Raw genomic sequence first — 12,488 nt, 5'->3', positions numbered from 1 at the left:
GTCACCGGGCTGGCCGGCGCGACTTTCATTATTTGCCGAGACACGGAGATTGCCGCTACGCATTTTCGGAAGCCCCTCTTCGTTCGCACGCGCAGTCCGCTCGGCGGACACTTTCAGCGCGCTCCCCGAAAATCGGACTCTTACACGCCCAGCGGTCTCCCTGCCGGCGCTACTGCGCCTGCGCCGCCCGCTGCAGGTGGCCGATGAAACACTCGGCGAAGCTGGGCAGGTCGCGGCCGCGCTGGCGGCACAGCAAGCGGTCGCGCAGCGCCCACGGATCGTCGAGCTTGAGCACGTGCAACGCGCCCGGCCGGCTGTAGCGCGCGGCGCAGGCGCGCGGCACCACGGCGATGCCGGCGCCGGCCTCGACCATGCGGCACACGGCCTCGAAGCTGCCCACGTGCACGCGCTGGCAGATACGCTTGCCCAGGCCGCTGGCGATGTCCTCCAGGAAGGTCTGGATGGCGCTGTTGGGATGAATGCCGACGAACTGGTAGGCGTCGATCAGATCGGCGAAATGCGCGGACTCCAGGCTGGCCAGCGGATGATCCAGCGCGGCCACGACCGTGAGTTCGTCGCGGAACAGCGGCGTCACGTCCAGCCCTTCGACGTCGATGTTGCCGGCCACGATGCCCAGGTCGCCCGCGCCGGCGCGGATCGCAATCACGATATCGCCGGAGATCTTTTCCTCGAGCTCGACGTCCACGTCGGGATTCTCGGCCAGGAAGGTCGACAGCGCATCGGCCAGGAAGGAATTGGTGGCGGTCGTGTTGGCCAGCAGGCGCAGGCGGCCCTTCAGCCCGCTGGCGTAGGGCTGCAGGTCGGCGTTCAGGCATTCCAGCTGCCGGAAGACCGCGTTGGCATGCTTGAGCAGCACTTCGCCCGCCGGCGTCAGCGCCACGCCGGTGGCCATGCGCACCAGCAGCCGGGCCTTGAACGCTTCTTCCATGTTCTTGACGCGCGCGCTGGCAGCGGGCAGCGACAGGAAGGTGCGTTCTGCGGCGCGCGTCAGGTTGAGGGTTTCGCCCACGTTCACGAATAAACGCAGGTCGGTCAGGTCATGTCTCATGTTCCACCACGCGGAAGGGGGGCATCTCTAATTTTGAATTCTGTGTATGCCCGGCCGAATCTACCATGATGAAAACCCGCGAACCAGACTGGAAACCCGGGCTGGGATGCGGAACTGTTTTCCACGAATAGGGGAAGTCCAGTGAGCGGCATCGTGTCAGGCAAGGTGGTGGTGGTGACGGGCGCGGGCGGCGGCATCGGCCGCGAGATCGCGCTGGCGATGGCGCAGGCCGGCGCCAGGGTCGTGGTCAACGACATCGGCGTCTCGCTCGCCGGCGAAGGCGGCGGCGACGGCCCGGCCCAGGCCGTGGCGCGCGAGATCGCGGCGGCCGGCGGACAGGTCGTGGCCAGCACCGACAGCGTGGCCGCCTACGACAGCGCCAGCCGCGTGGTGCGCGCCGCCGTCGACGCGTTCGGCCGCATCGACGCGGTGATCAACAATGCCGGCAACCTGCGCGACCGGGTGTTCCACAAGATGAGCGAGGACGAGTGGGCGCAGGTCATCGCGGTGCACCTGAACGGCTCGTTCTACATGAGCCGCGCGGCCGCGCCTTACTTCCGCGAGCAGGAATCCGGCGCCTTCGTGCACATGACGTCCACCTCGGGCCTGATCGGCAATTTCGGCCAGGCCAACTACGCGGCGGCCAAGCTCGGCGTGGTGGCGCTGTCCAAGTCCATCGCGCTGGACATGGCGCGCTACAACGTGCGCTCGAACTGCATCGCGCCCTTCGCCTGGAGCCGCATGACCAGCTCCATCCCCGCCGAGACCGACGACGAGAAGGCGCGCGTGGCAAAACTCAAGAAGATGGAGGCCGGCAAGGTCGCGCCGCTGGCGGTGTACCTGGCCAGCGACGCCGCTGCCGCCGTCAACGCGCAGGTCTTCGCCGTGCGCGCCAACGAGATCATGCTGATGAGCCAGCCCAGGCCGCTGCGCAGCGTGCACCACGGCGAGGGCTGGACGCCGGAGCGCATCGGCGAGATCGCCATGCCCGCGATGCGCAAGCATTTCTATGCGCTGGAACGCTCGCCCGACGTGATCGACTGGGACCCCATCTGAGAGACGCCATGCCGCTGGACTACGCAACCGTGAAGGACTGGCGCTTCGACGAGGTGCGCCAGCGCTATGACGAGAAGGACGCCATGTTGTATGCCCTGGGCATCGGCCTGGGCCAGGACCCCGAGGACGAACGCCAGCTGCGCTATGTGTACGAGCGCGACTTGCTGGCCTTTCCCACCATGAGCGTGGTGCTGGGCTATCCCGGCTTCTGGGTCCGCGACCCGCGCACCGGCATCGACTGGATCAAGGTCGTGCACGGCGAGCAGCGCCTGGCCATGCACGCGCCGCTGCCGGCCTCCGGCGTGATCATCGGCCGCAGCCGCAACACGCATGTGGTCGACAAGGGCGCGGACAAGGGCGCGCTGGTGATCACCGAGCGCACGCTGCACGACGAGGCCGGCGCCTGCCTGGCCACGCTGACGCAGACCACCTTCTGCCGGGGCGACGGCGGCTTCGGCGGCGGCGACGACGGCCCCGCTCCCCTGCCCGCCACGCCGCAAGGCGTGCCGGACCTCCGCTGCGAACTGCGCATCGCGCCGCAGGCGGCGCTGCTCTACCGGCTCAACGCGGACCGCAATCCGCTGCACGCCGATCCCGAGGTGGCGCGGCGTGCGGGTTATCCGCGCCCAATCCTGCACGGGCTCTGCACTTACGGCGTCGCCGCGCACGCCATCGTCCGCGCCTGCTGCGGCTACGACGCCTCGCGCCTGGCCAGCCTGAACGCGCGCTTCTCGGCGCCGGTCTATCCCGGCGAGACGCTGCAATGCGACATCTGGCGCCTGCCCGACGGCCAGGTCCGCTTCCTGGCGCGCGCGCTGGAACGCGGCGTCGTGGTCATGAGCAATGGCACCGCCGAGGTGCGCGCATGAGCCGGCGCATGGATTCTGAAACACACGACGCATCCGCCGACGGCCAGGCCGCACGCCGCGCGCCGCTGGACGGCATCCGCGTGCTGGACCTGTCGCGCATCCTGGCCGGCCCCTGGTGCACCCAGAACCTTGCCGACCTGGGCGCGGACGTGATCAAGATCGAGCGCCCAGCCTCCGGCGACGACACGCGCGCCTGGGGACCGCCCTTCCTGAAGGACGGCCAGGGCCGCGACACCGAGGAATCGGCCTATTACCTGAGCGCCAACCGCAACAAGCGCTCGGTCGAGGCGGACATGGCAACGCCCGCGGGCGCCGCGCTGATCCGCGAGCTGGCCACGGCCAGCGACATCCTGGTCGAGAACTTCAAGGTGGGCGGTCTGGCCAAGTACGGGCTGGACTACGCCAGCCTGAAGGCGCTGAATCCGCGCCTCATCTATTGCTCGATCACCGGCTTCGGCCAGGACGGTCCCTACGCCGCGAGGCCCGGCTACGACTTCATGATCCAGGGGCTGGGCGGACTGATGAGCATCACCGGCGAGCGCGACGACCTGCCCGGCGGCGGACCGCAGAAGGCCGGCGTGGCCGTCACCGACATCGTCACCGGCATGTACGCCACCGTGGCGATCCTGGCCGCGCTGCAGGAGCGCCAGCGCAGCGGCCTGGGCCAGCATCTGGATATCGCGCTGCTGGACAGCCACGTGGCGCTGCTGGCCAACCAGAACTCCAACTATTTCCACAGCGGCGTCGCGCCCAGGCGCGCGGGCAACGCGCACCAGAACGTGGTGCCCTACCAGGTGTTCGCCGCCCGCGACGGCCATCTGATCGTGGCCACCGGCAACGAATCGCAGTACCGCGCCTACTGCGCCGCCATCGGCGCGCCGGAACTGGGCGACGATCCGCGCTTTGCCACCAACCGCCTGCGCATCCGCAACCGGGACGAGCTGGTCGGGCTGCTGTCGGCCATCATGCTGCAGGGCCGGCGCGACGACTGGATCGACAAGCTGGAAGCGGCGGGCGTGCCTTGCGGTCCGATCAACGACATCGCCCAGGCCTTCGCGCATCCGCAGGCGGTGGCTCGGCAGCTGCGCCGCGACCTGCCGCATCCGGCGGGCGGCGTCGCGGCGGTCACCGCCAGCCCGCTGCGCTTCTCCGACACGCCGGTGGCCTACCGCCGCGCGCCGCCGCTGCTGGGCCAGCACACCGAGGAAGTGCTGCGCGAGGTGCTGGGCAAGTCCGTGGATGAGATCGCGGCCTTCAAGCAGGCGCTGGCCTCGCGCTGACCAAGCGACGCTGCGGAGCGAGGATGCCGGCGTCGCATGATGGGCGGCTCGCGCGCGACTCACGATTCGCGCGCGACGCAATCCATGAATGAAAAATCCCCGCGCGGCATGACGCCATGCGGGGATCGGGTAACGCACACGGCCCCGGATGCCGGGCCGTGCGGGATCAGGAAGGATCAGGCCACAGCGACCGGGATCTTGCCGATCCTGGCCTGCCATTCCTTCGGTCCGGTGTTGTGGACCGAAATGCCCTGGGCGTCCACCGCCACGGTCACCGGCATGTCCTTCACATCGAACTCGTAGATGGCTTCCATGCCCAGGTCCTCGAAGGCCAGCACGCGGGCTTCGCGGATCGCCTTGGACACCAGGTAGGCCGCGCCGCCCACCGCCATGAGATAGGCCGAGCCGTGCTTGCGGATCGCCTCGATGGCGACCGGGCCGCGCTCGGACTTGCCGATCATGGAGATCAGGCCGGTCTGCGCCAGCATCATCTCGGTGAACTTGTCCATGCGGGTGGCGGTGGTGGGACCGGCCGGGCCGACCACTTCGTCGCGCACCGGATCGACCGGGCCCACGTAGTAGATGACGCGGTTGGTGAAGTCCACCGGCAGTTGCTCGCCCTTGGCCAGCATGTCCTGGATGCGCTTGTGCGCGGCGTCGCGGCCGGTGAGCATCTTGCCCGACAGCAGCAGGGTCTGGCCCGGCTTCCAGCTGGCGACTTCTTCCTTGGTCAGCGTGTTCAGGTCCACCTGCTTGGACTTGTTGTAGTCCGGCGCCCAGTGCACTTCCGGCCACTCGGACAGCGAGGGCGGATCCAGGCGCGCCGGGCCCGAGCCATCCAGCACGAAGTGGGCGTGACGGGTGGCGGCGCAGTTCGGGATCATGGCCACGGGCTTCGAAGCCGCGTGGGTCGGGAAGGTGTTGATCTTGACGTCCAGCACCGTGGTCAGGCCGCCCAGGCCCTGGGCGCCGATGCCCAGCGCGTTGACCTTTTCGTACAGCTCGATGCGCAGCTCTTCCAGCTTGTTCTGCGGGCCGCGCGCCAGCAGTTCGTACATGTCGATGTCTTCCATCAACGACTGCTTGGCCATCAGCATGGCTTTTTCAGCGGTGCCGCCGACGCCGATGCCCAGCATGCCGGGCGGGCACCAGCCCGCGCCCATGGTCGGCACGGTCTTGAGCACCCAGTCCACCAGCGAGTCGCTGGGGTTGAGCATGACGAACTTGGTCTTGTTCTCGGAACCGCCGCCCTTGGACGCGATCTGCACGTCGACCTTGTCACCGGGGACCAGGTCGACGTGCAGGATACAGGGCGTGTTGTCGCGGGTGTTCTTGCGGGCGAACAGCGGATCGTCCAGCACCGAAGCGCGCAGCGGATTGTCCGGGTTCAGGTAGCCGCGGCGCACGCCTTCGTCACAGAGTTCCTGCAGGCTGCGCTTGGTGTCGAAGCGCACGTCCATGCCGACCTTCAGGAACACGTTGACGATGCCGGTGTCCTGGCACAGCGGACGCTTGCCTTCGGCGCACATGCGCGAGTTGGTCAGGATCTGCGCCATCGCGTCGCGCGCGGCGGGGCTTTCCTCGCGCTCGTAGGCGCGGGCCAGGTGGCGGATGTAGTCCACCGGATGGTAGTAGCTGATGAACTGGATCCCGTCGGCGATCGACTGGACCAGGTCTTCTTCCTTGATGATGACGGACATGGCGAATTTGCTGTCTAGAGGGAAAACGTGAAAACGCGGCCGGGGCGACCGGCTGCACGGAAAGGGGAAAGCACTATTTTTGCCGCTGGGCCGCCCCGAGGCAAAAAGCCCCCTCGGGGGGCAGCAAGCTCGCGTAGCGAGTGCGGCGTGGGGGCATGTCCTATTTACCTTGCCAAACCGGCTTGCGCTTCTCGGCGAAGGCGGTGGCGCCTTCCTTGGCGTCGGCCGAGGTGAAAATGTGCGCGGTCAGCGGACGCTGGCGGTCGAACATCTCGTCCTGCGACCAGTCGCCCGATTGAGCCACGATGCTCTTGGCGGTCTGCACCGACAGCGGGCCGTTCTCGACGATGGCGCGGGCCAGCTCCAGCGCGCCGGCCAGGGCGCCGCCCGGCTCGGTCAGGCGGTTGACCAGTCCGAAGGCATGGGCGCGCTCGGCGGGCAGCATATCGCCGGTCAGGATCACTTCCATGGCGATGTGGTACGGCAGGCGGCGCGGCAGGCGCAGCATGCCGCCGGCGCCGGCCACCAGGCCGCGCTTGACCTCGGGCAGGCCGAACTTGGCGTTGCTGGCGGCCACGATCAGGTCGGACGCCAGCGCCATTTCGCAGCCGCCAGCCAGGGCGTAGCCTTCCACGGCCGCGATCAGCGGCTTCTTGGGAGGGCGCTCGGTCAGGCCGGCGAAGCCGCGGCCCTCGACGTAGGGACGCTGGCCGGACTTGGCGAAAGCCTTGAGGTCCATGCCCGACGAGAAGGTGCCGCCGCCGCCCGTCAGGATGCCGATGCGCACGTCGTCGCGGCTATCGAGCTGATCCAGCGCCGCCGCCATGGCCTGCGCCGTTTCCAGGTTGATGGCGTTCTTGGCCTCGGGACGGTTGATCGTGATGATCTGGATGCCGTCGGTGACTTCCACCGTGATCAGGTCGGACATGGGACAACTCCTTTTTTCGGGTCTGCCGGAATCGAGTTCCAGTTTTATATAAGACTTGGGTACAAGCCGGAATCATACGACCATTGGTTTGCCGGCGCAGGCGTACCCGGCCGGGGTGTCCGCCAGGCGCGCGCCGGCCCCGGCGGCCAGCGGGCGGCGCCTGATCCGGCCCCATTCCCGCCCACGCGCCCGGCCCTGCCCCGGGGCCAGTTAAAATGCCCGGTTTGCCACGCCATGGGCAGGCCCTGCCCCGCGGCCGATTTCCTAGAATCCTATGCTCACTTTTCAGCAAATCATCCTTACGCTCCAGGAATACTGGGACAAGCAGGGTTGCGCCCTGCTGCAACCCTACGACATGGAAGTCGGCGCCGGCACCTCGCACACCGCCACCTTCCTGCGCGCCATCGGTCCGGAGCCCTGGCGCGCTGCCTATGTGCAGCCCTCGCGCCGCCCCAAGGACGGCCGCTACGGCGAGAACCCCAACCGCCTGCAGCACTATTACCAATACCAGGTGGTGCTCAAGCCCGCGCCCCCGGAAATCCTGGACCTGTACATCGGCTCGCTGAAGGCGCTGGGCATCGACCCGGCCGAGCACGACATCCGCTTCGTCGAGGACGACTGGGAAAATCCCACGCTCGGCGCCTGGGGCCTGGGCTGGGAAGTCTGGCTCAACGGCATGGAAGTGACCCAGTTCACCTACTTCCAGCAGGTCGGCGGCCTGGATTGCACGCCGACCACGGGCGAGATCACCTATGGCCTGGAACGCCTGGCCATGTACCTGCAGGACGTGCAGAGCGTGTACGACCTGGTCTGGACCGAAGGCGCCAACGGCCGCCGCGTGCTGTACCGCGACGTGTTCCACCAGAATGAAGTGGAGCAGTCCACCTACAACTTCGAGCATTCCTCGGCCCAGATGCTGTTCGCGCATTTCAACGACTACGAAGCCGAGGCCAAGCGCCTGATGGACGTGCCGCTGGCCCTGCCTGCCTACGAGGCCACGCTGAAGGCCGCGCACACCTTCAACATGCTGGACGCGCGCGGCGCGATCAGCGTGACCGAACGCGCCGCCTACATCGGCCGCATCCGCAACCTGTCGCGCGCCGTCGCCCAGGCTTACTACGACTCCCGCGAGCGGCTGGGCTTTCCCATGCTGGATCGCGACCAGGCCGCCGGGGAGACTGCATAAATGACGACGAACATCCGCCCCCTGCTGGTCGAGCTGCTGACCGAAGAACTCCCGCCCAAGGCCCTGCAGAAGCTGGGCCAGGCTTACGCCGAAGGCGTGCGCGCCACGCTGGCGCGCCATGGCCTGCTGGCCGATGGCTGCACGACAGAGGCCTATGCCACGCCGCGCCGCCTGGCGGTGCGCCTGTCGGCCGTGCTGGCCCAGGCCCCTGACCAGGCCTACGCCGAAAAGCTGATGCCGGTGAAGATCGGCCTGACCGAAGACGGCCAGGCCACGCCCGCGCTGCAAAAGAAGCTGGCCGCCAAGGGCCTGGAAAACATCGACCTGGCCACGCTGGAACGCGAATCCGACGGCAAGCAGGACTACCTGGTCGCCCGCGGCACCGCCCCCGGCGCCGCGCTGGCCACGGGCCTGCAGGAAGGCATCGCCGCCGCCATCGACGGCCTGCCCATTCCCAAGGTCATGCGCTACCAGCTGGCCGACGGCGTGACCACCGTCAAGTTCGTGCGTCCGGCCCACGGCCTGATCGCGCTGCACGGCGCCGACGTGGTGCCCGTGACCGCGCTGGGCCTGGCCGCCGGCCGCGAAACGCTGGGCCACCGCTTCATGAGCAATGGCCCGGTGGCGATACCCGACGCCGACGCCTATGCCGCCACGCTGGCCGACAAGGGCCGCGTCATGGCCTCGTTCGAGGGCCGCCGCGCCGATATCGAGCGCCAGTTGCTGGACCACGCCGGCCGCCTGTCCGCCACGCTGGGCGACGATCCGGAAGTCGCCGCGCTGCTGGACGAAGTCACCGCGCTGGTCGAGCATCCCACCGTCTACGTGGGCGAGTTCGAGGAACAATTCCTGCAAGTGCCGCAGGAATGCCTGATCCTGACGATGCGCCTGAACCAGAAGTACTTCCCGCTGTTCGACCCGGCGAGCGGCCGCCTGACGCACCGCTTCCTGATCGTGAGCAACATGCACACGGCCAATCCGGTGAACATCGTCGAAGGCAACCAGCGCGTGGTGCGCCCGCGCCTGGCCGACGCGCAGTTCTTCTTCAACACCGACCGCAAGACGCCGCTGGCCGCGCGCGTCGAGCAGCTGGGCGCTATCGTCTACCACAACAAGCTGGGCACCCAGCTCGAACGCGTCGAGCGCGTGCGCGCCATCGCCCGGGGCGTGGCGCAGCAGCTGGGCGGCGACGTCTCGGCCGCCGACCGCGCCGCCCTGCTGGCCAAGGCCGACCTGGGCTCGAACATGGTGGGCGAGTTCCCCGAGCTGCAAGGCATCATGGGCGCGTACTACGCGGCCGGCGACGGCGAACCGGCCAGCGTGGTCGAGGCGCTGCGCACCCAGTACCGCAACCGCTGCGACGCCCCGGTCAACGCCGACACGCTGACCGCCGCCACGCTGTTCATCGCCGAACGCGCCGAAACCCTGGTCGGCATCTGGGCCATCGGCCTGGCGCCCACCGGCGAGCGCGATCCCTTCGGCCTGCGCCGCGCCGCGCTGGGCCTGATCAGCGCCTTCGAGCAGCTGGCCGCCGGCGGCTGGCTGAAGATCAACCAGGACGGCCCGCTGTCGCTGGACGATCTGCTCGACCTGGCCGCTGGCACCTTCCCTGCCGGCAAGATCCCCGCCGACACGCTGGCCGAGGTGCGCGCCTTCATTTACGAACGCTACCGCAACCAGCTGATCGCCGATTCCGACCGCAACGCGGTCGAAGCCGTGATCGCGCTGACGCCGCCGCTGCATCAGGTGGGCGAGCGCGTGCGCGCCGTGGCCGCCTTCGCGCAAATGCCCGAAGCCGCCAGCCTGGCCGCCGCCAACAAGCGCATCGGCAACCTGCTCAAGAAGGCCGAGGGCGAGATCGGCCAGGTGAACGACGCCGCGCTGGTCGAGCCCGCCGAAAAGGCGCTGGCCGCCTCGGTCGCGACGCTGCGCCCGCAGGCCGAGGCGCAGTTCGCGACCGGCGACTTCGCCGCCAGCCTGCGCACGCTGGCCCAGGCGCGCGAGCCGGTGGACGCCTTCTTCGCCGACGTCATGGTCATGGCCGAGGACCCGGCCGTGCGCGCCAACCGGCTGGCCCTGCTGGGCCAGCTGCATGGCCTGATGAACCAGGTCGCCGACATTTCCAGGCTGGCACAGTGAAACTGATCATCCTCGACCGCGACGGCGTCATCAATCAGGACAGCGACGCCTTCGTCAAAAGTCCCGACGAATGGATCGCCCTGCCCGGCAGCCTGCAGGCCATCGCCCGGCTGACCCAGGCCGGCTGGAAGGTGGTGGTTGCCACCAACCAGTCGGGACTGGCGCGCGGCCTGTTCGACATGGACACGCTCAACGCCATCCACGCCAAGATGCGGCGCGAGCTGGCCGCCGCCGGCGGCAGCATCGACGCCGTCTTCCTGTGCCCGCACGGGCCGGACGACAACTGCGTCTGCCGCAAGCCGCTGCCCGGCATGTTCGAGCAGATCGGCGCGCGCTACGACGCCGACCTGAACGACGTGCCGGCGGTGGGCGATTCGCTGCGCGACCTGCAGGCCTCGTCGGCCGCCGGCTGCGCGCCCTGGCTGGTGCTGACCGGCAACGGCGCGAAGACGCAGGCCAAGGGCGGCCTGCCGCCCGGCACGCGCATCTGCGACGACCTGTCGGCCGTGGTCGACCTGCTGTTGCAAGACAAAGAGGCCTGACCCGATGGCCCGGCTCCGTTCGCTGCTTTACGCCATTTTCCTGATCGTCACGGTCATTCCCTACGCCTTCGCCTGCGTCCTGTGGGCGCCGCTGCCGCTGCACCTGCGCTACAAGCTCACCGTGGGCTGGCCGCGCCTGGCGATCTGGGGCGCGCGCGTGATCTGCGGCATCCGCTGGCAGGTGAAGGGCTGGGAAAACCTGCCCGACGGCCCGGCCGTGATCCTGTCCAAGCACCAGTCCGCGTGGGAAACGCTGTTCTTTCCCGCCTACATGCCGCGCGAAGTCTGCTTCGTCTACAAGAAGGAACTGCACATGGTGCCGTTCTTCGGCTGGGGCCTGGCGCTGCTGCGCATGATCGCCATCGACCGCAGCAAGGGCCGCGACGCCTTCGAGCAGGTCGTCGCCCAGGGTCGCAAGCGCATGGACGAGGGCCGCTGGCCCCTGCTCTTTCCGGAAGGCACGCGCGTGCCCCCGGGCCAGGCCGGCCGGTTCAAGATGGGCGGCGCGCTGCTGGCCTCGCGCACCGGCGCCAAGGTCATCCCAGTGGCGCACAACGCAGGCGAATGCTGGCGACGCAACGCCTTCGTGAAGCGCCCGGGACTGGTTACGCTGTCCATCGGACCCGCGATAGAATCTCAGGGACTCCCCCCCGAGGAACTGAACCAGAAGGTCCAGGACTGGATCGAAGGGGAAATGCGGCGTCTCAACCCTGAAAGGTATGTCTAGCAGCGCTCAGCTCGAACTCCTGTTCGACTCGCGGGAAACCGGCGCGCCGGAAGGCGTGCCGCCGGCGGACGCCGCGCCGCGCGCGACGCCCGGACCGCGCCCCGCGCCTGACGCGCCGTCCCCGGCGCGTCTGCCGGATCCGTCCCCCGCCCACTCGGGCGAACCGCTGCTGACGCTGTCCCCGAATGCCTCGGCCCGCGTGCCGACGCCCTGCCCCGACCCGCTGCCGCCCGGCGCCCGCTGGCGCGAGGTGAACACCGACGAACAGCCCATCGGCTTCGTGCTGCTGCGTTCGCGCCGCCGCAGCATCGGCTTCGTCATCACCGACGACGGCCTGCGCGTCACCGCGCCCAACTGGGTCACGCTGGGCCAGATCGACGACGCGGTGCGCGAGAAAGCCCGCTGGATCCTGAACAAGCTGCGCGAATGGCACGCCCGCAAGCGGCAGCTGGCCATGGCGCACACGCGCTGGCAGGCCGGCGGCGAGCTGCCTTATCTGGGCCGGCGCATCGTCATCGGCGTGGGCGGCGACAGCCGCCAGGCTGCGCTCTCGGGCGACGCCGACGCCCCGCGGGACGGCGACACGCTGTGGCTGGCCCTGCCCGCCAACGCCGACCAGGGCCGCATCCGCGACGCCGCCCAGGCCTGGCTGCAACAGCGCGCCGGCGCCTGGTTCGGCGCGCGCCTGGCGCATTTCCTGCAGATCAGCGGCCTGAAGATCCGCCGCTGGCGGCTGTCTTCCGCCGCGACCCGCTGGGGCTCGTGCACCAGCGACGGCAACATCATGCTGAACTGGCGCCTGATCCACTTCGCGCCGGCCATCATCGACTACGTGATCGCGCACGAGCTGGCCCACCTGCGCGAAATGAACCACAGCCAGGACTTCTGGCGCGAAGTGGGCCAGATCCTGCCCGATTTCGAGGACGCCAAGAACATCCTGCGGCGCCACGATCCGGCATCCCTGCCTCAATTCTGAGGCGCCTTGGAGACAC

General features: G+C 68.9%; 11 protein-coding genes. 8 read left to right on the top strand and 3 right to left on the bottom strand.

What is annotated here, in order from left to right:
- Positions 1-169: 169 nt before the first annotated feature.
- A complete protein-coding gene (locus C2U31_RS09140) occupies positions 170-1,069 on the bottom strand; it encodes a LysR family transcriptional regulator (protein WP_103272560.1) in 900 nt (299 codons plus the stop codon).
- A 141-nt stretch (positions 1,070-1,210) separates the two neighbouring features.
- On the opposite strand from C2U31_RS09140, the gene C2U31_RS09135 reads away from it, so the two are divergent.
- The 3 genes from C2U31_RS09135 to C2U31_RS09125 are packed head-to-tail and all read left to right on the top strand — an operon-like array spanning position 1,211 to position 4,274.
- The gene (locus C2U31_RS09135; protein ID WP_103272559.1) at positions 1,211-2,125 is read left to right on the top strand and encodes an SDR family NAD(P)-dependent oxidoreductase; all 915 of its coding nucleotides are present in this window, start codon (positions 1,211-1,213) and stop codon (positions 2,123-2,125) included.
- 8 nt (positions 2,126-2,133) lie between these two features.
- The gene (locus C2U31_RS09130) at positions 2,134-2,994 is read left to right on the top strand and encodes a MaoC/PaaZ C-terminal domain-containing protein (protein WP_103272558.1); all 861 of its coding nucleotides are present in this window, start codon (positions 2,134-2,136) and stop codon (positions 2,992-2,994) included.
- Positions 2,995-3,002: 8 nt separating this feature from the next.
- Complete coding sequence (locus C2U31_RS09125) at positions 3,003-4,274, top strand: CaiB/BaiF CoA-transferase family protein (RefSeq protein ID WP_103272557.1); 1,272 nt, start codon at positions 3,003-3,005, stop codon at positions 4,272-4,274.
- 176 nt (positions 4,275-4,450) lie between these two features.
- On the opposite strand, the gene C2U31_RS09120 is transcribed toward C2U31_RS09125, so the two are convergent.
- Together C2U31_RS09120 and C2U31_RS09115 are read right to left on the bottom strand one after the other, a co-directional pair.
- Complete coding sequence (locus C2U31_RS09120; RefSeq protein ID WP_103272556.1) at positions 4,451-5,974, bottom strand: fumarate hydratase; 1,524 nt, start codon at positions 5,972-5,974, stop codon at positions 4,451-4,453.
- A gap of 160 nt (positions 5,975-6,134) precedes the next feature.
- Positions 6,135-6,902 carry a crotonase/enoyl-CoA hydratase family protein gene (locus C2U31_RS09115; RefSeq protein ID WP_103272555.1) on the bottom strand — a complete coding sequence of 256 codons (768 nt, stop codon included), beginning with the start codon at positions 6,900-6,902 and terminating at the stop codon, positions 6,135-6,137.
- Positions 6,903-7,176: 274 nt separating this feature from the next.
- Here C2U31_RS09115 and glyQ point away from each other — a divergent pair, with 274 nt between their 5' ends.
- From glyQ to C2U31_RS09090, 5 genes are read left to right on the top strand one after another with little or no spacing between them, the layout of a single operon-like run.
- Positions 7,177-8,088, top strand: a complete 912-nt coding sequence (gene glyQ, locus C2U31_RS09110) for a glycine--tRNA ligase subunit alpha (RefSeq protein WP_103272554.1) — start codon at positions 7,177-7,179, stop codon at positions 8,086-8,088.
- Positions 8,089-10,227: a glycine--tRNA ligase subunit beta gene (glyS, locus tag C2U31_RS09105; RefSeq protein WP_103272553.1), complete on the top strand. Its 2,139-nt coding sequence runs from the start codon at positions 8,089-8,091 to the stop codon at positions 10,225-10,227. It abuts the gene before it with no gap.
- On the top strand, positions 10,224-10,769 hold the full coding sequence (gene gmhB, locus C2U31_RS09100; RefSeq protein WP_103272552.1) for a D-glycero-beta-D-manno-heptose 1,7-bisphosphate 7-phosphatase: 546 nt from the start codon (positions 10,224-10,226) through the stop codon (positions 10,767-10,769). The genes glyS and gmhB overlap by 4 nt, the downstream gene beginning before the upstream one ends.
- A 4-nt stretch (positions 10,770-10,773) precedes the next feature.
- Positions 10,774-11,496 carry a 1-acyl-sn-glycerol-3-phosphate acyltransferase gene (locus tag C2U31_RS09095; RefSeq protein WP_103272551.1) on the top strand — a complete coding sequence of 241 codons (723 nt, stop codon included), beginning with the start codon at positions 10,774-10,776 and terminating at the stop codon, positions 11,494-11,496.
- Positions 11,489-12,472, top strand: coding sequence for a M48 family metallopeptidase (locus C2U31_RS09090; protein ID WP_103272550.1), 984 nt, complete (start codon positions 11,489-11,491; stop codon positions 12,470-12,472). The genes C2U31_RS09095 and C2U31_RS09090 overlap by 8 nt, the downstream gene beginning before the upstream one ends.
- The last annotated feature ends 16 nt before the right edge of the window (positions 12,473-12,488 follow it).

Source organism: Achromobacter sp. AONIH1 (assembly GCF_002902905.1).
Taxonomy (GTDB): Bacteria; Pseudomonadota; Gammaproteobacteria; order Burkholderiales; family Burkholderiaceae_B; genus Achromobacter.
This window is presented reverse-complemented; position numbering and strand designations above follow the sequence as displayed.